We start from the raw sequence: 20,237 nt of genomic DNA on the forward strand, positions 1-20,237 counted from the left end.
GAGGTTTGCATGCTTTCCCTCATTGGCACGATAGTCGTCGGGTTGATCGTCGGTCTGATTGCGCGCGCGCTCAAACCGGGCGACGACAGCATGGGTTGGATCATGACGATCATTATCGGCATTGCCGGCTCGCTGATCGCGGGCTATGTCGGGCGCGCGCTTGGCTGGTACCAGCCGGGGCAGGCGGCGGGGTGGATCGCGTCGATCATCGGCGCAATCATCCTGCTAGTGATCTATCACCTGGTCCGGCGGCGCGCCTAGGCGGTTCGCAGGCCGCGCGCGGCGCTGTCAGTCAGGCGTCGCGCGCCTCGCGCAGCGTCACGAAGCGCAGTCCGCGCGCGCGCACGGTCTCGATCAGACGCGGCAGCACGTCGAGCACGACGGGCTTGCCCGACGCGTCCTTTGCCGCGCTCGCGTCGTGCAGAAGCAGGATGTCACGCGCCGCGAGTCCATCGACGAGCCGTTCCAGCACGCGCTGCGGGTTGCGCTCGCGGGTGTCGAAGCCGCGCCGCGTCCAGGCGGCGAGCCGCAAGTCGAGTTTTTGCAGCACCGGCTCAAGAAACACGTTGCGCAGCCCGGCGGGCGCGCGGAAGAACAGCGGGCGCTCGCCCGTCAGCGCTTCGAGCGTGTGCTGCGCGGCGTCGATTTCCCGCGTCAGTCCGCGCGGCAGCGTGACCGAGAACGTGTGAACGTGGACCTGCGAGTGGTTTTCGACCGCGTGTCCGCGCGCGACGATCTCACGCATCAGCGCCGGATGACGCTGCGCGCGCGTGCCGATGCAGAAAAAAGTGGCGCGCACGCCGTGCGCGTCGAGCAGATCGAGCACCTGGGGCGTGACGACCGGGTCGGGGCCGTCGTCGATCGTCAGCGCGACGGCGTCGGCGTTGCGCGGCGTGTCGGGCAGGCGCGTCCAGTTCGGGCCGAGCAGCGACGAGCGCGGCCACAAGCCAATTGTCACAACGACCATATGGCTCGCGAAGATGCCGGCGAGCCACCACGGCCAGGCGATGGGCGTGAGCACCCAGCCCGCGACCATCGCGGCATGCCACGCGATGGTGGCGTTGAACATCGGCGGATTGCCTGTGCGGGGCCAGCGGCGCGCGGGCGCGGCATGGTCGGCGGCGCGCGGCAGCGGCGGATTCGGTTGATTCATGATGCGTTTCGTCTGCCGGATTCCGTTTCGTCATACCAGCAGGACTGTCGTGATGCACGTCAAACGCGAACGATACCATTGGCGCGCGTCCTGTCTCGAAATTGGCAGAGTTGGAAAGAGATCGACGGCCGCCGGGTTCGGAGAATTGACGGAAAGGGGCACTGCGGAACGGAAGCCGGGACGGGCGCTGCAATGGAACGGTAATGAAGCCGTAGCGGAGCCGAAGCCAGTATCCTTGACCCCTTTCCACCGACCCGCCGACCCGAACCCGCGCCATGCGTTTGCGCCACATCGAAGTTTTCCACGCCATCATGCGCACCGGCTCGCTGTCGAAAGCCGCCGAGTTGCTGTGCGTTTCGCAGCCCGCCGTCAGTAAGGTGCTCGCGCACGCGGAGCGCAGCGCGGGCCTCACGCTCTTCAACCGCGTGCATGGCCGTCTTCAGCCGACGCGCGAAGCCGAGCTGCTGTTCTCCGAAACGCAGAAGCTGCAGACCAACCTCGACAGTATCCGCGATCTCGCGCGCAATCTCGCGCGGCAACCCGAAGGGCACTTACGCATCGGCTGTCTGCCGAGCCTTGGCCTGAGCCTGATTCCGCCCGCCGTCGAGGCGTTTCGCGCGGCGTATCCACGTGTGTCGCTGCGAATCCAGACGCGTCATACCGAGGAATTGCTGAACGCGCTGCTCACGCGCGATCTCGATCTGGCCGTGGCGCTGAATCCGCCGGCGCGGCCGGGCATTGCGTCCGCCGAGCTGGGGCGTACGCCCGTCGTGTGCGTCGGCCCGCGCGATGAAGCCGCAGGCAACGCGCCGATCACGCTGCAAGAATTCGTGGAAGGCGATTGGATCGGTATCGGCAATGCCGACCCGCTTGGCGAGATGATCGGCAATGCGCTGGAAGCACTGGGCCTCGACGGTCACGCGCCCGCCGTCGAGGCGCACACGTGGCACGTCGCCCGCGCGCTGGCCGCGCGCGGCATCGGCCATGCGCTGCTCGACGAGTTGACCGCGAAGAGCGGCGCGGAAGCCGTGACCGTGCGGCCGGTTACACCGCCGTTGTCGGTCGGCGTGTTCGCGTTGTGGCGCGACGGCGGGCTGACTTCACAGGCGGGCAATGCGTTCGTCGACGTGCTGCGCGCGCATTTTGCGTAGGCCAGGCGCGGGGAAACGCGCACCCTTAACCTGAGGTTATGCAGCCTCGCATCTCGTCAATTGATATGCCGTTTTCGGCGCGCGACACTCGCCTGCAATGTAATCGCAAGGTAGTGAGCCTTCATGCATGTCTGTGTCCTCGGAGCGGGCGTCGTCGGACTGACGACGGCCTGGAGCCTGGCCCGCGACGGCCACGATGTCACGATCGTCGAGGCGCGCGGCGGCGCGGCGCTCGAAGCGAGCTTCGCGAACGGCGGCCAGTTGAGCTACAGCTACGTCGCGCCGCTCGCCGATCCCGCCGTGCTGCCCAAGCTGCCCGCGTGGCTGTTGCAGCGCGATTCCGCGCTGCGTTTTATTCCGCGTTTCGATGTGCAGCAGTGGCGCTGGTGCGTCGCCTTTCTGCTCGCGTGCCGCAGCCGTCGCGCGCGGCAGACGGCACTGGAGATGCTGAGTCTCGGCGCGCTCAGCAAGGCGGCGCTGCATGAGATCGTCGAGCACGAGTCGATTGCGTTCGACTACGTGCGTAACGGCAAGCTCGTCGTCTATCGCGACGCGCACGAGTTCGAGCGCGCGCGCCGCAAGATGGAACTGCTCGTCGCGGCGGGCTCGAATCAGCGTGCGCTCGATGGCAGCGCGTGCGTCGCGCTCGAACCCGCGCTCGCGCACGCGCAGCCGCTGATCGCGGGCGGTATCCACACGCCGTCGGAAGAAGCGGGCGATTGCCATCGCTTCGGTGTTGCGCTGGCGGATGCGCTGCAGCGGCGTCATCGCGTGACGATCCGCTACGAGACGCCCGTGCGCGAACTCGTCAGCGAAGGCGGGCGGATCGTCGCGGCGCGCACCGCGGCGGGCGATATCGAAGCCGATGCATTCGTCGTCGCGCTCGGGCTTGGCAGTGTGCCCTTGCTCGATGCGCTTGGCGTGCGTCTGCCCGTCTATCCGCTTACGGGCTACAGCCTGACGATTCACAACGCCGATCCGCTCCACACGCCGCGCGTCAGCGTGACGGACCTGCATCGAAAAATCGTCTACGCGCCGCTTGGCGGGCGCTTGCGGATTGCGGGCATGGTCGAGATTGCGGGGTTGAGCGACGCGCAGCGGGCAGGGCGCGTCGAACTGTTGAAGCGCCAGGCACAGGAAATCTTCCCCGCCGCCGGCGACTACGCGAACGCGCAGACCTGGTGCGGCCACCGTCCCGCGACGCCCGATTCGAAGCCGCTAATCGGCAGAACGCCGTACAGCAACCTCTGGCTCAACACGGGCCACGGCGCGCTGGGCTTCACGCTCGCGTGCGGCAGCGCGCGCGTGATCGCCGACGTGATCGCGGGCCGCGCGCCGTCCGTCGATATCGACGCCTACGCATACGACCGCTGATTTCGTTGCACACACATCCATAACAGGAGAGACCATGAAAACAACGATGACGAAGCACGCAACGCTCACAGCACTGATCGCAGTCACCCTCTGCGGAGGCAACGCGCACGCGCAGGACTCGAGCGCGACCTTGAAGAAGATCCGCGAAACGGGCGCGATCTCGCTCGGCGTGCGTGAATCGTCGGTGCCGTTCTCGTACTACGACGAAGAGCAGCACGTGATCGGCTATTCGCAGGCGATCGCGCTGAAGATCGTCGACGAGGTGAAAAAAGAGCTGAAGCTGCCGGACCTGAAGGTGCGCGAGATTCCCATCACGTCGCAGAATCGAATCCCGCTCGTGCAGAACGGCACGATCGATATCGAATGCGGCTCGACCACCCACACGAAAGAGCGCGACAACCAGGCCGCGTTCTCGAACAGTTTCTTCCAGTACGGCGTACGCATGATCGTGAAGAAGGACTCGGGCGTGAAGGACTTCGGCGACCTCGCGAACAAGACGGTGGTGACAACGGCGGGCACATCGGAAGAGCGTCTGCTGCGGCAGATGAACGCTGAGAAGTCGATGAACATGCGCCTCATCAGCGCGAAGGATCACGCCGAGTCGTTCCTCAACGTGAAGACGGGGCGTGCCGTCGCCTTCGTGATGGACGATCCGCTGCTGTACGGCGCGAAAGCGAAAGAGGCGAACGCCGACGACTACGTGATCACGGGCACGTCGCCGATGTCGGAGGTGTATGGCTGCATGTTTCGCAAAGATGATCCGGGCTTCAAGAAACTGGTCGACGGCGTGATCGCGCGCTTGCAAACTTCTGGTGAAGCGGCGAACCTTTATCAGAAGTGGTTCACGCAACCCATTCCGCCGAAGGGCATCAACCTGAACTATCCGTTGTCGGCGGAGATGAAACAGCTGTTCGCGAAGCCGAACGATCGCGCGCTCGATTGATGGGCCTGCGTCGCGCCGCGTCGCGGGCAGCACGACCTGGAGATACGGTGTGACGCAGACAGCAGAGACAACGCAAGCAAACAAAGTGGCGCTCGTGACGGGCGCGGGCAGCGGCATCGGCAAGGCGACGGCGCTCAAGCTGCTCGCCAATGGCTATAGCGTCGTGCTGACTGGGCGCAGGCAGGCCCCACTCGATGCGCTCGCAACCGATGCGCAAGCACGCGGCCAGGACGCACTCGCCGTCGCCTGCGACGTGACGGATGCCGCGAGCGTCGCCGCGCTCTTCGACACGATCCGGCTGCGCTACGGGCGGCTCGACGTGCTGTTCAACAACGCGGGCCGCAATGCGCCGCCCGTCGAAATCGACCAGATCGAACTCGACGACTGGCGTTCCGTCGTCGATACCAACCTCACGGGCGTGTTCCTCTGCACGCGCGCGGCATTCGGGATGATGAAGGCACAAACGCCGCGCGGCGGCCGCATCATCAACAACGGCTCGATCTCCGCGCATGCACCGCGGCCGCTGAGCATCGCGTACACGGCGACCAAGCATGCGATCACGGGTCTCACCAAATCGGTCTCGCTCGATGGCCGGCCTTACGACATCGTGTGCGGCCAGATCGACATCGGCAACGCCGGGACGGAAATGGCCGAGCGGATGGCGCGCGGCGTGCCGCAGGCCAACGGTACGATCGCCGTCGAGCCGCTGATGAACGTCGAACATGTCGCCGATGCCGTGCTGCACATGGCGAATCTGCCGCTGTCGGCGAACGTGCAGTTCATGACGATCATGGCGAGCAAGATGCCGTTCGTCGGCCGCGGATGACGCGGATGTGACACAACGCGGCGCGGGCAGTCGACGTATACTTGACGCTTCCCGAACCACTGGAAGTCAATGTGACTGCTGACGAGGCCACGCACTCGGAGGCGCCGGCCACCGCCGATCCGCGCCCTACGCCGCCCACGCGGCCCGACCCCAGCGAATGCTGCGATAGCGGCTGCGATCCGTGCGTGTTCGATCTGTACGCGGAAGAGGTCACGCGGTATCGCGCGGCGCTGGCTGCGTGGGAAGCGCGGCACGCGCAGCCGGTTGAGCACGAAGGCGAGCCGGGCAAGAAGCAGTAAGCGTTTGCCTTTTGACCCGCTGTAACCACTCTCTGCAACCACTCTCTCGCGCCGCTTCATCGACTCTATGTCCACGCTGATCGAACCTCACGCGCTTGCCGCTTTGCATGATTTCGTCGAACGCCATCCGCGGCTTTTCGTGCTGACGGGCGCGGGCATCAGCACCGATTCCGGCATCCCCGGCTATCGCGACGAAAACGGCGAATGGAAACGCTCGCCGCCCATCACGTTGCAGGAGTTTCTGGGCTCCGTCGCGTCGCGCCAGCGTTACTGGGCGCGCAGCACGGTCGGTTGGCCTGTAGTCGCGAAGGCCGCGCCGAATGCAGCGCATCACGCGCTCGCGCGTCTCGAAGCGGTCGGGCACGTGGGCGGGCTCGTTACGCAGAACGTCGATGGACTGCATCAGCGCGCGGGCAGCAGCGACGTGATCGAACTGCATGGCAGCATCGGCGCAGTGACGTGTCTCGATTGCAACTCGCATCACACGCGCGCGTCGATCCAGCAAACGCTGATCAACACGAACCCCGCGCTGCTCGATGTGATCGCCGAGCCGGCCGCCGACGGCGACGCACATCTCGAATGGCACGACCTCGGGTCGTTTCGCGTGCCGCCTTGCCCGAATTGCGGCGGGCTGCTGAAGCCCGATGTCGTGTTCTTCGGCGAGAACGTGCCGAAGGCGCGCGTCGAGGCGGCCACCCACTCGCTCGAAGCCGCCGACGCGATGCTCGTAGTCGGCTCGTCGCTGATGGTGTATTCGGGCTACCGTTTCTGCGTGTGGGCGCAGAAGATGGGCAAGCCGGTTGCCGCGATCAATCTCGGACGCACGCGCGCCGATGAGTTGCTGTCGCTGAAAGTGGAAGCGCCATGCGGCGATGCGCTCGCCGCGCTCGCGGCGCGTCTCGCGGTCAGCTAATGCAGGCAGGTGCGGCACGCAGGTGCGCGCCAGCTTCATGTCAATTCACAAGGAACGCCGATGCTCACGTCGATAGAAGAACTGGAAGCGCTGTACGGGCAGCCGCACGAGCGCTCGGTACGCAAGGAGATTCCGTACGTCAACGACTGCTATCGCGCGTTCATCGAGCAATCGCCGTTCATCGTGCTGGCGACGGCGGGTCCCGAAGGACTCGACTGCTCGCCGCGCGGCGATGCGCCCGGTTTCGTGCGGCTGATCGACGAAAGGACGCTGGCGATTCCCGATCGCGTCGGCAACAACCGCGTCGACAGTCTGCGCAACGTGATCGTCAATCCGCATGTGGGGCTGCTGTTCGTCGTGCCGGGTGTCGGCGAGACGCTGCGCGTCAACGGACGTGGACGCGTTTTGGCCGAGTCGGCGTTGCTCGAGAGCTTCGCGGTCGACGGCAAGAAGCCGCGCACGGTGCTGATCGTCGATATCGACGCGGTGTACTTTCACTGCTCGAAAGCGCTGGCGCGCTCGAAGCTGTGGGACCCGTCGCGCCATGTCGAGCGCTCGCGGCTCCCGAGCGCGGGCGACATGCACAAGCGCATTTTCGGTGAGACTTTCGACGCGCTCGCGTATGATCGCGACCTCGTTGAACGGATGCGAACCGGTCTGTACTGATTGAACCGCCATGACTACGCCTGATCTCAACCTGCGCCAGCACGCGCCCTCCGCCGAACGTAACCGCGAGCCGATTCTCGCCGTGCTCGAACGCGTCCTGCCCGCGACGGGCACCGTGCTCGAGGTCGCGAGCGGCACGGGCCAGCACGCGATCCACTTCGCTGCGGCGCTGCCGCATCTCGTCTGGCAGCCGAGCGACCTCGACGACGAGGCGCGCGCGTCGATTGCCGCGTGGACGGCGCATAGCGGGCTGGCCAACGTGCGGCCGCCGCTCGCGCTCGACGTGCGCGACGCGTCGTGGGGCATCGAAGCCGCCGCTGCGATCGTCTGCATCAACATGATCCATATCTCGCCGTGGGCATCGGCGCAGGCGCTGATCGGCGGCGCGGGGCGGCTGCTCGGTCCGGGCGGCGTGCTGTTCCTGTACGGGCCGTACCGGCGCAGCGGCGCGCATACGGCGCCCACCAACGCTGCGTTCGACGAACAGTTGCAACGCCGCAATCCCGCATGGGGCGTGCGCGACATGGAAGCCGTGGTGGCGCTGGCGGACGCGGCGGGATTCGACGCCGACGAGCCGGTCGAGATGCCTGCCAACAACTTCAGCCTTGTGTTCAGGAAACGTTAGTACACGCGCCGGGTCTGACGCTTTACCCTGCTCGACTCTGCGTTTGCACGACAAACGTTCGAAGCGCGTTTCGCGGACTAAGCTTTAGAGTGCCGGCAGCGGGGCGCACAAGCAGCGCGGCGCGAAAGCGCGGCGAAAGCCTGCACGCATCGACCGTGCCGGACACGAACACGGCGGGCGGGGAGTACGCGAGCGTCATCCCGTCATTTCTTTTATCCTTTCATCCTCGACGCCGCGCCCTGATGGTGGGCGCGGCTTCACGACTCACCGGAATCAGGAGAATTCACATGGGCAAACAGGCAATCGGCGTAGTGGGGCTGGCGGTGATGGGACGGAATCTGGCGCTGAACATCGAAAGCCGTGGTCACGCGGTCTCCGTGTTCAACCGCACCCGCGAGAAAACCGACGAACTGATCGCGGAGTTTCCCGACCGTAAGCTGGTTCCGACTTTCACGCTGGAAGAATTCGTCAACTCGCTGGAAAAGCCGCGCCGCATCCTGATGATGGTAAAAGCGGGCGAAGGCACCGACGCGACGATCGCGTCGCTACAGCCGCTGCTGGAGAAGGGCGACATTCTCATCGACGGCGGCAACACGCATTTCACCGACACCATCCGCCGCAATCAGGAACTGGCGAAGTCGGGTCTGCACTTCATCGGCACGGGCGTGTCGGGCGGCGAAGAGGGCGCGCTGAAGGGCCCGTCGATCATGCCGGGCGGCCAGCGCGAAGCGTATGACCTCGTCGCCCCGATCCTCACCGAGATCGCGGCGAAGGCGCCGGACGGCGAGCCGTGCGTCGCGTACATGGGTCCTGACGGCGCGGGCCATTTCGTGAAGATGGTGCATAACGGCATCGAATACGGCGACATGCAACTGATCGCCGAAAGCTATGCCGTGCTCAAGCAGGTGGTCGGGCTGTCGAACCAGGAACTGGGCGCGGTCTACACCGAGTGGAACAAGGGCGAGCTGGACAGCTACCTGATCGAGATCACGTCGAAGATCTTCGACAAGAAAGACGATGAAACGGGCAAGGATCTCGTCGACATCATCATGGACCGCGCCGCGCAAAAGGGCACGGGCAAGTGGACGAGCCAGAACGCGCTCGACCTCGGCGCGCCGCTGCCGCTGATCACGGAAGCCGTGTTCGCGCGCGTGCTGTCGTCGCTGAAGGATCAGCGCGTGGCAGCCAGCAAGGTGCTCGAAGGGCCGGCCGCCAAGCCGTTCTCGGGCGATCGCGCCGCGTTCATCGAAGCCGTGCGCCGCGCGTTGTACTTCAGCAAGGTGATTTCGTATGCACAGGGCTTCGCGCAACTGCGCGCGGCGTCGGACGAATACAAGTGGGATCTCGACTACGGCACGATCGCGAAGATTTTCCGCGCCGGCTGTATCATCCGTGCCCGCTTCCTGCAGAAGATCACGGACGCCTACTCGAAGGACAAGCAGATCGCCAACCTGTTGCTCGATCCGTATTTCCGCGATATCGCCGCGAACTATCAGGGGGCGCTGCGCGACGTCGTGATCGCCGCGACGGCGGCGGGCGTGCCCGTACCGGCGTTCTCGTCGGCGATCGCGTACTTCGACGGCTACCGCTCGGCGCGTCTGCCCGCCAACCTCGTGCAGGCGCAACGCGACTTCTTCGGCGCGCATACGTTCGAGCGCCTCGACAAGCCGGGTAGCTTCCACGCGAACTGGTCCTGAGCGGACGGACGGGCTTTCCTTCGCACAGTAAAGCGAAGATTGGTCTGATTTCAAACGCCCCGGCGCCTCACGGCGCCGGGGCGTTTGCCTTTGCGCGCCTCATTGTTCCACCCAGTGCATATTTTTTGGAACACAGTGTTGCAATTATTTGATCTCAAAAAGCAAGCCGAACGCCTGATTAAGCCAATTATTTCAATTCTCGCAACATAGTTTAGCGAGATTAGGGATTTCCCTAGGACCTTACCTTCCATAAACTTGCATCAACGCTGACGGACACGATGTTCGCAGTGAATCGAAAAAACAAATTCTCGGAGGTTGTCCATGAAAGCCCTGATTTCCGCAGTCGTTCTTGCTGCCGCTGTTGCCGCTCCCGTTGCATCGTTTGCCCAATCGAGCCAGCAACCGGTGACGCGCGCCGAAGTTCGCGCCGATCTCGCCCGTCTGGAAAAGGCTGGCTATGATCCGCTGTCGGATCGCCAGAACTACCCGAACAACATCCAGGCCGCGGAAGCGCGTGTCCACGCAGAAGACGCCAACGCAAGCGGCTATGGCGTGCAGACGAACGGCACGTCGCAAGCCGGCCGTTCGCTGGCTGATGAGAAGGGTCCGCGTTCGGTGTTCTTCGGTAACTGATTGCCGACGAAGCTGACGCAGTAACCAGATCGAAAGCGCCGGCTGGGGTCCGCGAGCCTCAACTGACGCGTGCAGGTAAAAAAACGCCGCCCAAGGTAAAACCTGGGCGGCGTTTTTTTGCGTCCGGCGCGGGCGAAGTCGGCTCAGGCCGCGCGTCACCTTACCGCGGCATATGCGGAATCGTCTCGTTGTTCGCGACGTTCAACTGATGCACCTGCCGATGCAGCTTGTTCAACTGCGCCTGCGCGGCCGTGCGTTGCGCTTCGAGTTGCGCGAGCTCCTTACGCAACTGATGCTGCCGGCTCGTCACCGCCTGATCCTGCTCGGTCGTACGCTGCAAGCCCTGACGCAGCCGTTCCGCGTGCGCTTCCGATTCCGCGATCGCCCGCTTCAGTTGCTCGTTCTGCGCTTCGAGCTGCAAGCGGCGCGTCTCGCCGTCGGAAAGCCGTGTCGCCTGATCCTGCATATGGTGAAACAGCTGCCTGGCCGTATTGATGTCGTTCGTGCTCAGCACGCGCCATAGCCGGTCTTCCTGAAACAGTGCGGCGAAGTATTTCATTTCCTTTGGGTAAAACAGCAGGCTGACTGAATAGTCAAAAGTGCGAAACGTGTGGAAAGTCGTGAGTTCCGCGTTGTCGCTCATGCGTTCTACATCGGCTGGGTCCGCGAGTTGCACGGCGCGTCCGTTCGGCGCCGAGGGCGTGACCTGCACCGCATGCAGCGGCGTGACGGGTCGCGGCGGCGAGTTGACGGGGCGAGTTTCGATGGTTGCGCCCGCATCGCTTTCGCTGGCGGGAAGGTCGTCGAGTCGGGCGGGTTCGGCTTGCGGGGCGTTCTGTGGCGGGAAATGAAAGTGAGCCGCGGCCCCATTGCTGACAGCAGCGCGACGCATGTTCAATAGATTTTTCACGATCGATCCTCGGTAGGCGGCCGGGAAGCCGTACCTCTTCAGGGTTGCGGGCGCATCAATGCAGCGTGCGTTGCCCACGCGCGATATCGTCGAATAATGCATGGCCAGGTTCCAGCGCGAAGAGCCACGACTGGTCGTATTCGCTGAGCGCTTCCAGCGCCTGGCGTAATTGTTCGAGGGCGACCGCCGGAATCTCGACGCTCGCTTCCACGCCGCTAGACAGGTGGCTTACGCTTGCCAGTTGCACGAGGGCATCGGCGGCCTCGGCGACATCGACGGCGAACACGAGATGCGCGTTGAGCAGTTCGACCAGCGCAGGCGATGCAGTCATCTCGTCGACATTCAGTTGTACGGCAAGAAACACCGCCTTGTTCATGGAACCTCCTCATCAGATGGAAACGCTGAAGTGGAATGAACCGTCTTGCCGCGCATCGCGCTTGCGGGTATGCGCATATTGGTTGACCGCAGCAAGTTTCAGTATAGGCGAGCACTCCAGCTATGCAATGGCTCGCAAGCCGCATGTAACGGCCTTCTCCGGCCATGTGAGCAAGACACGTGCATGCGCGCGGGCGCCACTATAATGACCAGTCCGACAACCGTCATTGCGCAAGACCGTCATGAAAATCGTCCGCAGCAGCACGTTCAAGGCAGAGCGTCCATGGGGCGCGCTCGATATCGCCAACATGAACGGCATCACCACGCGTCTTCACTGGACCGACCAGCCGTACAAATGGCACGTCAACGATGGCGAGGAAGTATTCGCGGTGCTGCACGGGCGCGTCGAGATGCGCTACCGCGAAGCGGGCGTCGAGTATTCAACGGTGCTCGAGACGGGCGACGTGTTTCATGCGTCGGCCGGTACGGAACACGTTGCGCATCCGATCGGCGAAGCGCGCATTCTGGTGATCGAGTCGGAAGGCAGCGTTTGACGTTTCGCCTTCGCTGATCGGGAAAAATTGATTGGGATTGCAGAAGGAATCAAAGAGCAGGCCGAAGCAGCAGTGCGAGCGAGTTGATCGTTGGCGAGAGGCGTGTCGGGGCTGTGCGGTCCGCGCGTGTCAATCCGTCATTTTTCCGACGGACAGTCGAGGCATAATATTTGCACTGCATATCCCGCTACAGGTTCAAATGACGCGCGGCCCCTATGAGCCGCCGTCCCATACCGCGTCGAGGGCCACAAAAATGACAGTAAAACGGCAATACGTCGTCACGCAGGCGTTGGTCTCGCTAGCCGTCGCGAGCATGCTCGGCGCGTGTACCACGTACCCGTGGGAAGCGACGCCGTCGCCGGCGCCCACGTATCGGACATCGGGCGGCGCGGCCGCCAGTGGCGTGCCGGCCGGGTTCTATCGCGTGAACCCGGGCGATACGCTGCAAAGCATCGCCGGCGCTTACGGTCAGCGGACCCAGGACATCGCGTCATGGAACGGTCTGGTCTTGTCGTCGCCCGTGGTGCCTGGGCAGTTGCTGCGAGTCGGGCCGCCCGCGTACGCGCAGACCACGCCCGTGCCAACACCCGCGCCCACCACCACGCCCGTTCAGCCGGCGCCCGTTGCCCCCGCGCAGGTGACGCTTGCGTGGCCGCTGCGCGGTCCGATTCTCAAGCCGTACGTGCCGGGCAAGTCGAAGGGGATCGTGATCGGTGGGCGTCCGGGCGATCAGGTGCGCGCGGCCGCGACCGGGCGGGTTGTGTACGCGGGAACGCTCGAGGCCTACGGGCCGCTCGTCATCATCAAGCACGACGACACGCTGATCACCGCCTACGGCCAGAACAGCAGGCTGCTGGTGCAAGAGGGCGATGCCGTCACGCAGGGTCAGCCGATCGGCGAAGTCGGCGTGGACAACAACGGCGTGCCGTCCATCCAGTTCGAAGTGCGCAAGGACGGCAAGCCCGTCGATCCGCTTGGGTGGCTGCCGCGCTGAATCGCATAGACCCGGTGACAGGCGGACAACCTCAAGGCCAACCGAGTCCCGACGCCCAACACCTTGACGGCCGACAGTTGGTCCGGATCGTTCAGTCGGCTTCTCCAGTATCGATGACAGGCCCGTGACAGCGGGCTTTGTCGCATTTGGCACGGTGCGTGCAGCACGGTTATCGGGCGCGGCGTAGCGCGCGCTCGCTCGCCAACCTTTATCGTTGCTGGAGACACATCATGACCCACCTGCTTGTGAAAGACCTGTCGAGGGTCGACGAACTCGACCGTGAAACCGCCAAGGCCGTACACGGCGGCATGCTCACTATCGCCAAGCCGACGGAGCCGAGCCCGTGGCCGGGCTTTCCCGGCAAGCCGTCGATACCCTGGCCGCCGATGAATCTACCCCATCCGCCCGTGTACGCGGACGGCGGCGGACCTGTCATCATGCCGTATCACGGCGACGTGCCGACGGGCGCGACCCCGGTTTGATCAGCATGTGTTCGGCGTAAAGAGGCGAGCCATGTCGCGTGGCTCGCCTCGTCGTGTTGATGGTGCGGGTGTGAGAGCGCAAACAGTAAGCAGCCGATCCACGTCCCATCAACCGCAATGCGTCGCTCATGGCATGCGCTGTCGCTTCGCATTGCGCCGGCAGATATCTGCACGCGGATCGGCCGCCGATACTCTGTCACAACCGCCCAGGGCGGACTATCAGGATTCTTTGAAAGTGATGTGAGCGTGTTCTGACTTACGTCAATGCGATCTGCACCACCTTCACGATCACGAGCGCAACGGCCACCACCAGATAGCCGCGCAGCGCGCCCATCCAGATACGGCGGGCGAGCGTCATCGCGGGCTTTGGCAGCGAGTCGAGCGGCGGCGTGCGCCACGTTGCGCGCTCGGCTTTGCTGACGAACGGCGCGCCGTCCGCAATCTGCGCGCCGCGCAGCCGCCGCAGCACCGTCGCTGCGACTAACGCCACCACGGCGAGCAGCGTGCCGCCCGTGAGAATCTCGATGATCGTGTGTCCGCTGATGTCGGGATAAACGACGGACGCCGTCAGCACGACGGAGAGCAGCACCAGCGCCCACACGACGCCGCCCGTGAACAGGTTCAGCCCTTTCGAGTTGACCCACGGCCCGAGCACCGCGCGGTCGTTGCACAGCAGAAGCAGGAACACGGTTGCGCTCGGCAGCAGCACGCCCGCGAGCGTCTGCACGGCTTCCGTCAGCAGGCCGAGCGGGCTGCCCGGAATCAGCACGAGTCCTGCCGCCGCCGCCACGATGCCGAAGTACACGAGATAGAAGCCCTTCGCATCGGCGACGCCGCGATGCAGCGAATGACGGATCTTGAACACGTCGCCGATCGCATAGGCCGTCGACAGCGACACGGCCGCCGCGCCGATGATGCACGCGTCGAGCAGCGCAATCGCAAACAGCACGGCGGGCGTGCGGCCCGCATACCTTTCGAGGCCGGCGATCACGCCGCCCGCATCGGTGAACTGGCCGAACTCGGGCTTGCCGCCGAACAACGCGGCGCTGAACGAGATCATCGCGATCGCGCCGATCAGCACGAACACGATGCCGATCCACAGGTCGGCCTTTTCGTACTTCATGAAGCGCGGCGTGATGCGCTTGTCGATTACGTAGCTCTGCTGGAAGAACAGCTGCCACGGCGCGACCGTCGTGCCGACGATACCGATCACGAGCAGCATCACATCCGAGAGCTTTGCATGCGCGGGCCATGCGGGCATGAACAGATGGTTCGCCATCTGCGAGACGGGCGGATGGATGGTCACGAGCACGGGCACGAGCAACAGGCTCAACAGACACAACACGATCGCAAAGCGCTCGAAGCGTTTGAAGTCGCCGGTGCTGACGGCCGCCATCGTCAATGCGGCCGCGATGCACACGCCCGCCACTTTCGATACACCGAAGAAGTCGAGCACGAACGTAATGCCGATGAACTCGGTGACGATGGTCAACGCATTGAGGATGAACAGGTCGACGACGCTGAACGCGCCCCAGAACTTGCCGAAGCGTTCGAAGATCAGGCGCGCATGACCGACGCCCGTGACGGCGCCCAGGCGCAGCACCATCTCCTGATTGACATACAGCACGGGCACGAGCAGCAGCAGCGTCCACAGCAGCGTGGTGCCGTAGTTCTGGCCGGCCTGCGTATAGGTGCCGAAGGCGCCCGCGTCGTTGTCGCCGACCATCACAATGAGGCCGGGTCCGACGATCGCGAGCAGCGTGCGCAAGCGCGCGCCCCAGCTGTTGCGGGGCGCAGTGTCGTGATGCGCGATCGTACCGAGCGCGCCGCGGATATCGCCGACATGCGCGTCGTCGAGAACGGCGGTGCGCGTCGGTAGTGCTTGTGGTGGCGTTGCCATTGTTATTCTCCCGTGAACGGATATAGGTCGAATGATTTCCGTTTATGCGGCTTGCCGCTTCCGCAGGCGGGCGGCAATGCTGCTGAGCGTGCTGGCGAACTTCGCGAATACGTGGCGTCGCTCGTGATGCAGCGAAAGGAACGCGTCGTAGTGCGCGCGTGCTTCGCGGGTTTGCGGCAATGTCGAAAGAAGCAGGAAGTACATGTCGGTTCTCCGGCACGAAGGCTCGTGCATGCGAGGCGGCAGGCGCTGGAGAATCGATGGAATCGAAAGCGGTCGGCTTGCCTGCCTCAGGTCGATAAAGGCATTTCTGGGTTCAAGGGGTGACTGTCACTGTCGGGCATGGTGGCTCCCGGTTCATTGCAAAAGCGGATCGCGATTGGCGAAACGCACGTCGGCGAGATACGTGGCGATGGACAGGTCGAACTTTCGCGGCGTCGACGGTGGCGGTAAGCAGGCACACGCACGCGGACGCAGGCACGCGAGGCGAAACCGCACATGTCACGAAGGCGGCTACGAATCGCGCGCGAACGCGCTGCGCCGGGTGCTGAACCCAACGACGCTAAACAGGATGCACGAGGAATGAAACTGCGACGCGCACCGTCTGCCTGCTGGCAAGACGGCGGCTAGATGAGGAAGCGCGGACGTCTGCCGTTCAGGCGGCGAAACTGTTCGAAAACGTACTACTGCAACTGTCCAAGGCAACGCCCCTCAAATTTCAAGATAAGAGAATTTTATGCCCGCGCGCAAAGCCGCGTCAATGCACTTTCTTAAGCAGAACCGAAATATGTGGTGAAGCGCACATCGGGCGTCGCGCGATGTCCACGCACGTTCGCTGCGCTTTTCCCGAGGCGCTTTCTATACTGGGATCAGCCGTCAGCACAACGGATCACGCGTACTAAAGGTCCGACCATTCATCCGGCTTTCAGATCGCTCAATAGCAGCTAACGACGAGGCGATCATTGGAGGGAGACATGAGCGTTTCAGCCACGCACCCCGGTTCGGGCGCGATCGGCGCGCCTGCGCCGCACAAACCGGCGCTCCGCTCGCTGGCGCTTGCTGCATTGGGCGTCGTCTATGGCGATATTGGCACGAGTCCGCTGTACACGCTGCAGACCGTCTTCGCGTCAGCGGGCGGTCTGCCGCTGACGCCGTTGAACGTGATCGGCATCGTGTCGCTGATCTTCTGGTCGCTGACCATCGTCGTGTCGCTCAAGTATGTGACGCTGATCCTGCGCGCGAACAATCACGGCGAGGGCGGCATCATGGCGCTGCTTGCGCTGGCCGCTTCGTCGGTGGCGGACCGGCCGCGCTTGCGTCATGTGCTGCTGATCGTCGGCGTGATGGGCGCAGCGCTCTTTTACGGCGACAGCATCATCACGCCTGCCATCTCCGTGCTGAGCGCGGTCGAAGGGCTGGAAGTCGCCGCGCCGTTTCTGAAGACCTGCGTGATACCCGTGACGCTCGCTGCGATCGTCACGCTGTTCGTGATGCAGAAGCACGGCACGTCGGGGATCGGCGCCGTGTTCGGGCCGGTGATGGTGGTCTGGTTCGTGGTGCTGGCCGTGGTCGGCGTGACTAACGTGATTTCGGCACCCGCGATTCTCGCCGCGCTCGATCCGCTCGCCGGTCTCGCGTTCTGCCTGCGTCACGAGTGGCTGGCGTTCGTCGCGCTGGGCGCCGTCGTGCTGTCGCTGACGGGCGCCGAGGCGCTCTATGCCGACATGGGCCACTTCGGCGCGCGGCCGATCCGCATTACCTGGTTCGCCATCGTCTTCCCCGCGCTCGCGCTGAACTATCTGGGGCAGGGCGCATTGTTGATCTCCGACCCCACCGCGCTGCAAAACCCGTTCTACCGGCTCTTTCCGCAATGGGCGCTGTATCCGATGATCGTGCTCGCGACGGTCGCCACTGTGATCGCCTCGCAAGCCGTGATCTCCGGCACCTACTCGATGACCAAGCAGGCCATGCAACTAGGCTTCCTGCCGCGCATGAACGTCGTCTACACGTCGGAGAAAGAGATCGGCCAGATCTATGTGCCCGGCATCAACTGGACGCTGCTCGCCGCCGTGGTGGCCGCCGTGCTCGGCTTCGGCTCGTCGACGGCGCTCGGGTCCGCGTATGGCATCGCGGTGACGGGCACGATGCTCATCACGACGCTCTTGACCTTCTTCGTCGTGCGCTATGCATGGCATTACAACTGGCTGCTGTGCGTGTTCGCGACCGCGTTCTTCTTCGTGATCGACGCGATGTTCTTCTCGGCGAATCTGCTGAAGATTGTCGAAGGCGGCTGGTTCCCGCTGATGATCGGCTTCGTGATGTTCACGATCATGGCGACATGGGGACGCGGCGGGGAGATCATGCGGGCCGAAGCGCGGGTGCATGCGGGCACGATGCCGCTCAAGGCGTATCTGGAGAAGCTGATCGCGTGTCAGCCGGTGCGCGTCCCCGGCACGGCGATCTTTCTCACGCCCAATCCGGACAGCGTGCCACATGCGCTCGTGAACAACCTGATGCATAACCACGTGCTGCACAACCGCGTCGTGTTCCTGACCGTGAACAACGAGGAGATTCCGTGGGTCGCCGAGCATGAGCGCGTTGCTTTGCACGCGGTGTGCGAGAGCTGTTACCAATTGACGATCCGCTACGGCTTCAAGGACGAAGTCGATCTGCCGAAAGCGCTCGCAGCCGCAGGGGCGCTGGGTCTCGATTTCGATCCCTGCGAGGCGTCGTATTTCCTGAGCCGCGCGACCGTCGTGCCGACACCGGGCGCGGGCATGGCGATGTGGCGCGAGCGACTTTTCGCGGTGATGCTGCATAACGTCGGCAACGTGGCGGCGTATTTCAAGTTGCCTGCCAATCGCGTGATCGAGGTCGGCGCGCGGGTGGAGATATGAGGCGGCGATGCGTGTCGAATGCGTTGCAGGTCTGCATGCGTTTGCATTCGCCAGTTTGCCCGACCATACTGCGCGAGTGTCGCATTCTTCAGGCGGAACGCAGATGAGCCATGACGCTTCACACGAACATGAACACGATCACGCGCACGAAGGCAACGCGCTGCCCGAGATGGATCTGCGCGTGCGCGCGCTGGAGTCGCTGCTGATCGAAAAGGGCTACGTCGATCCGAAAGCGCTCGACGTGCTGATCGATACTTACGAGCACAAGGTCGGTCCGCGCAACGGCGCGCGTGTCGTCGCGAAGGCATGGTCCGATCCAGGCTTTCGCCAGTGGCTGCTCGACGATGCGACGGCCGCGATTGCGTCGCTCGGTTTCACGGGGCGGCAGGGCGAGCACATGGTCGCGCTGGAGAACACGCCAGGCGTACACAATATGGTCGTGTGTACGCTCTGTTCGTGCTACCCGTGGCCCGTGCTGGGATTGCCGCCTATCTGGTACAAGTCGGCGCCGTATCGCTCGCGCGCGGTGATCGATCCGCGTGGCGTGCTCGCCGAGTTCGGCGTGGCGTTGCCCGACGATACCGACATCCGCGTGTGGGATTCGACGGCTGAAGTGCGTTACCTCGTGCTGCCGATGCGCCCGCCCAATACGGACACGCTGAACGAAGACGAACTCGCCGATCTCGTGACGCGCGACTCGATGATCGGTACGGGGCTAGCGCTCGCGCCGCACGAAGTTAAGCCCGCAAGCGGAGGTCAGCCATGAACGGCGCACAGGACATGGGCGGCATGCAGTCGTTCGGGCCCATCGCGCCCGAAGCCGACGAGCCGTATTTCCACGCGGACTGGGAACGTCGCGCGCTGGCGTTGACGATCGCGATGGGCTCGACGGGTAAATGGAACATCGACATGTCGCGCGCCGCGCGCGAAAGCCTGCCGCCCGCGCAGTATCTGTCGAGCAGCTACTACGAGATCTGGTTCGCGGGCTTGCGCAAGCTGCTGGTCGATTCGGGACTTGCGACGCGCGACGAGATCGACAGCGGCGTGTCGCAGCGCGCCGGTGTGCCCGTTCCGCGCGTGCTCGCCGCCGAGCAGGTCAACCCCATGCTATTTCGCGGCAGTCCCGCGTCGCGCCCCGAGCCGCACCCCGCGTGCTTTGCCGTGGGCGACGCGGTGCGCACGCTGACGCTCAATCCAACCACGCACACACGCCTGCCGCGCTATTGCCGGGGCAAGCGTGGCCGGATCGTTGCGGTGCGTGGCGCGCATGTGTTCCCCGATTCGAATGCGCTTGGACGCGGCGAGGATCCGCAATGGCTGTACACGGTGCGCTTCGATGCCGTCGAACTGTGGGGCAAGGACACGACGGCCTCGTCGGTGTGCGCCGATTGCTGGGAGCCGTATCTCGAAGCGGACGGGACGGCATGAGCGCGCCCGCATTCACTTCCACTTGCGTGACGCCGGTAGCTGTTTCGCGCGAGTTGCCCGCGTTGTTCGAGGCGCTGCCCGACATGCCGCGCGACGGCGCCGGCCCGGTCTTCGCCGCGCCGTGGCAGGCCGCGGCATTCGCGATGACGCTCGCGCTTCATGAGCGCGGCGTGTTCACATGGCCCGAATGGGCCGCAATCCTCGCCGATGCGATCCGTGACGCGCAGGCTCACGGCGATCCCGATCGCGGCGACACCTACTACACACACTGGCTGACGGCGCTCGAACGCATCGCGACGGCCAAAGGCTGCGTGACGCGCGAGGGGCTGATCGAGCGCAAGGACGCATGGGACGCGGCGGCGCGCCGCACGCCGCACGGCCAGCCGATCGAGCTGGACTGAGCGGCCGGCGCGTCAC

Annotated in this window: 23 protein-coding genes; 18 read left to right on the plus strand and 5 right to left on the minus strand. The window is 64.3% G+C overall.

From position 1 onward, the window contains the following. Nucleotides 1–9 precede the first annotated feature (9 nt). The gene (locus tag C2L65_RS20270; RefSeq protein WP_042311127.1) at nt 10–261 is read left to right on the plus strand and encodes a GlsB/YeaQ/YmgE family stress response membrane protein; all 252 of its coding nucleotides are present in this window, start codon (nt 10–12) and stop codon (nt 259–261) included. A gap of 31 nt (nt 262–292) precedes the next feature. On the opposite strand, the gene C2L65_RS20275 is transcribed toward C2L65_RS20270, so the two are convergent. Further along, on the minus strand, nt 293–1,153 hold the full coding sequence (locus C2L65_RS20275) for a polysaccharide deacetylase family protein (protein ID WP_042311126.1): 861 nt from the start codon (nt 1,151–1,153) through the stop codon (nt 293–295). 275 nt (nt 1,154–1,428) lie between these two features. On the opposite strand from C2L65_RS20275, the gene C2L65_RS20285 reads away from it, so the two are divergent. From C2L65_RS20285 to C2L65_RS20330, 10 genes are all read left to right on the plus strand, one after another. Continuing rightward, nucleotides 1,429–2,304, plus strand: coding sequence for a LysR family transcriptional regulator (locus tag C2L65_RS20285; RefSeq protein ID WP_042311124.1), 876 nt, complete (start codon nt 1,429–1,431; stop codon nt 2,302–2,304). Between the two features lie 123 nt (nt 2,305–2,427). Continuing rightward, a complete protein-coding gene (locus C2L65_RS20290; protein WP_042311122.1) occupies nt 2,428–3,678 on the plus strand; it encodes a D-amino acid dehydrogenase in 1,251 nt (416 codons plus the stop codon). Nucleotides 3,679–3,724: 46 nt separating this feature from the next. Further along, nucleotides 3,725–4,621, plus strand: a complete 897-nt coding sequence (locus tag C2L65_RS20295) for a glutamate/aspartate ABC transporter substrate-binding protein (RefSeq protein WP_042311183.1) — start codon at nt 3,725–3,727, stop codon at nt 4,619–4,621. A 49-nt stretch (nt 4,622–4,670) separates the two neighbouring features. Then, the gene (locus C2L65_RS20300) at nt 4,671–5,447 is read left to right on the plus strand and encodes an SDR family oxidoreductase (protein WP_042311120.1); all 777 of its coding nucleotides are present in this window, start codon (nt 4,671–4,673) and stop codon (nt 5,445–5,447) included. 71 nt (nt 5,448–5,518) lie between these two features. Continuing rightward, on the plus strand, nt 5,519–5,746 hold the full coding sequence (locus tag C2L65_RS20305; protein ID WP_042311182.1) for an oxidoreductase-like domain-containing protein: 228 nt from the start codon (nt 5,519–5,521) through the stop codon (nt 5,744–5,746). Between the two features lie 67 nt (nt 5,747–5,813). Then, a complete protein-coding gene (locus C2L65_RS20310) occupies nt 5,814–6,659 on the plus strand; it encodes an NAD-dependent protein deacetylase (protein WP_042311119.1) in 846 nt (281 codons plus the stop codon). Nucleotides 6,660–6,719: 60 nt separating this feature from the next. Further along, entirely contained in the window at nt 6,720–7,325 is a 606-nt protein-coding gene (locus C2L65_RS20315; protein ID WP_042311117.1) for a pyridoxamine 5'-phosphate oxidase family protein, read from the plus strand. 10 nt (nt 7,326–7,335) lie between these two features. Beyond that, nucleotides 7,336–7,950: a DUF938 domain-containing protein gene (locus tag C2L65_RS20320; RefSeq protein ID WP_042311115.1), complete on the plus strand. Its 615-nt coding sequence runs from the start codon at nt 7,336–7,338 to the stop codon at nt 7,948–7,950. Nucleotides 7,951–8,237: 287 nt separating this feature from the next. Further along, a complete protein-coding gene (gene gndA / locus C2L65_RS20325) occupies nt 8,238–9,647 on the plus strand; it encodes an NADP-dependent phosphogluconate dehydrogenase (protein ID WP_042311113.1) in 1,410 nt (469 codons plus the stop codon). A 321-nt stretch (nt 9,648–9,968) separates the two neighbouring features. Further along, nucleotides 9,969–10,280: a DUF4148 domain-containing protein gene (locus C2L65_RS20330; protein ID WP_007744289.1), complete on the plus strand. Its 312-nt coding sequence runs from the start codon at nt 9,969–9,971 to the stop codon at nt 10,278–10,280. A gap of 160 nt (nt 10,281–10,440) precedes the next feature. Here the strand turns inward: C2L65_RS20330 and C2L65_RS20335 are convergent, their stop codons facing one another. Beyond that, the gene (locus C2L65_RS20335) at nt 10,441–11,190 is read right to left on the minus strand and encodes a DUF2968 domain-containing protein (RefSeq protein WP_042311181.1); all 750 of its coding nucleotides are present in this window, start codon (nt 11,188–11,190) and stop codon (nt 10,441–10,443) included. Nucleotides 11,191–11,245: 55 nt separating this feature from the next. Then, nucleotides 11,246–11,566, minus strand: a complete 321-nt coding sequence (locus C2L65_RS20340) for a hypothetical protein (RefSeq protein ID WP_042311110.1) — start codon at nt 11,564–11,566, stop codon at nt 11,246–11,248. Nucleotides 11,567–11,807: 241 nt separating this feature from the next. Between C2L65_RS20340 and C2L65_RS20345 the strand changes: the two genes are divergently transcribed. From C2L65_RS20345 to C2L65_RS20355, 3 genes are all read left to right on the plus strand, one after another. Then, nucleotides 11,808–12,119: a cupin domain-containing protein gene (locus C2L65_RS20345; RefSeq protein WP_042311109.1), complete on the plus strand. Its 312-nt coding sequence runs from the start codon at nt 11,808–11,810 to the stop codon at nt 12,117–12,119. Between the two features lie 253 nt (nt 12,120–12,372). Next, nucleotides 12,373–13,113 carry a peptidoglycan DD-metalloendopeptidase family protein gene (locus tag C2L65_RS20350; RefSeq protein WP_042311107.1) on the plus strand — a complete coding sequence of 247 codons (741 nt, stop codon included), beginning with the start codon at nt 12,373–12,375 and terminating at the stop codon, nt 13,111–13,113. Nucleotides 13,114–13,343: 230 nt separating this feature from the next. Continuing rightward, entirely contained in the window at nt 13,344–13,595 is a 252-nt protein-coding gene (locus C2L65_RS20355) for a hypothetical protein (protein ID WP_042311104.1), read from the plus strand. 256 nt (nt 13,596–13,851) lie between these two features. On the opposite strand, the gene C2L65_RS20360 is transcribed toward C2L65_RS20355, so the two are convergent. Beyond that, nucleotides 13,852–15,495, minus strand: coding sequence for an NRAMP family divalent metal transporter (locus tag C2L65_RS20360; protein WP_042311102.1), 1,644 nt, complete (start codon nt 15,493–15,495; stop codon nt 13,852–13,854). Between the two features lie 42 nt (nt 15,496–15,537). Further along, nucleotides 15,538–15,699: a hypothetical protein gene (locus C2L65_RS46170; protein ID WP_167450348.1), complete on the minus strand. Its 162-nt coding sequence runs from the start codon at nt 15,697–15,699 to the stop codon at nt 15,538–15,540. 770 nt (nt 15,700–16,469) lie between these two features. Here C2L65_RS46170 and C2L65_RS20365 point away from each other — a divergent pair. The 4 genes from C2L65_RS20365 (at nt 16,470) to C2L65_RS20380 (ending at nt 20,221) form a co-directional block, all read left to right on the plus strand. Next, nucleotides 16,470–18,392, plus strand: coding sequence for a potassium transporter Kup (locus tag C2L65_RS20365; RefSeq protein WP_042311100.1), 1,923 nt, complete (start codon nt 16,470–16,472; stop codon nt 18,390–18,392). Nucleotides 18,393–18,495: 103 nt separating this feature from the next. After that, entirely contained in the window at nt 18,496–19,158 is a 663-nt protein-coding gene (gene nthA, locus C2L65_RS20370; RefSeq protein WP_233446584.1) for a nitrile hydratase subunit alpha, read from the plus strand. Next, complete coding sequence (gene nthB / locus C2L65_RS20375) at nt 19,155–19,820, plus strand: nitrile hydratase subunit beta (protein WP_042311097.1); 666 nt, start codon at nt 19,155–19,157, stop codon at nt 19,818–19,820. The genes nthA and nthB overlap by 4 nt, the downstream gene beginning before the upstream one ends. Then, a complete protein-coding gene (locus tag C2L65_RS20380) occupies nt 19,817–20,221 on the plus strand; it encodes a nitrile hydratase accessory protein (protein ID WP_042311095.1) in 405 nt (134 codons plus the stop codon). Before nthB ends, C2L65_RS20380 begins: the two co-directional genes overlap by 4 nt. The last annotated feature ends 16 nt before the right edge of the window (nt 20,222–20,237 follow it).

This window comes from Paraburkholderia terrae (assembly GCF_002902925.1).
GTDB classification, from domain to species: domain Bacteria; phylum Pseudomonadota; class Gammaproteobacteria; order Burkholderiales; family Burkholderiaceae; genus Paraburkholderia; species Paraburkholderia terrae.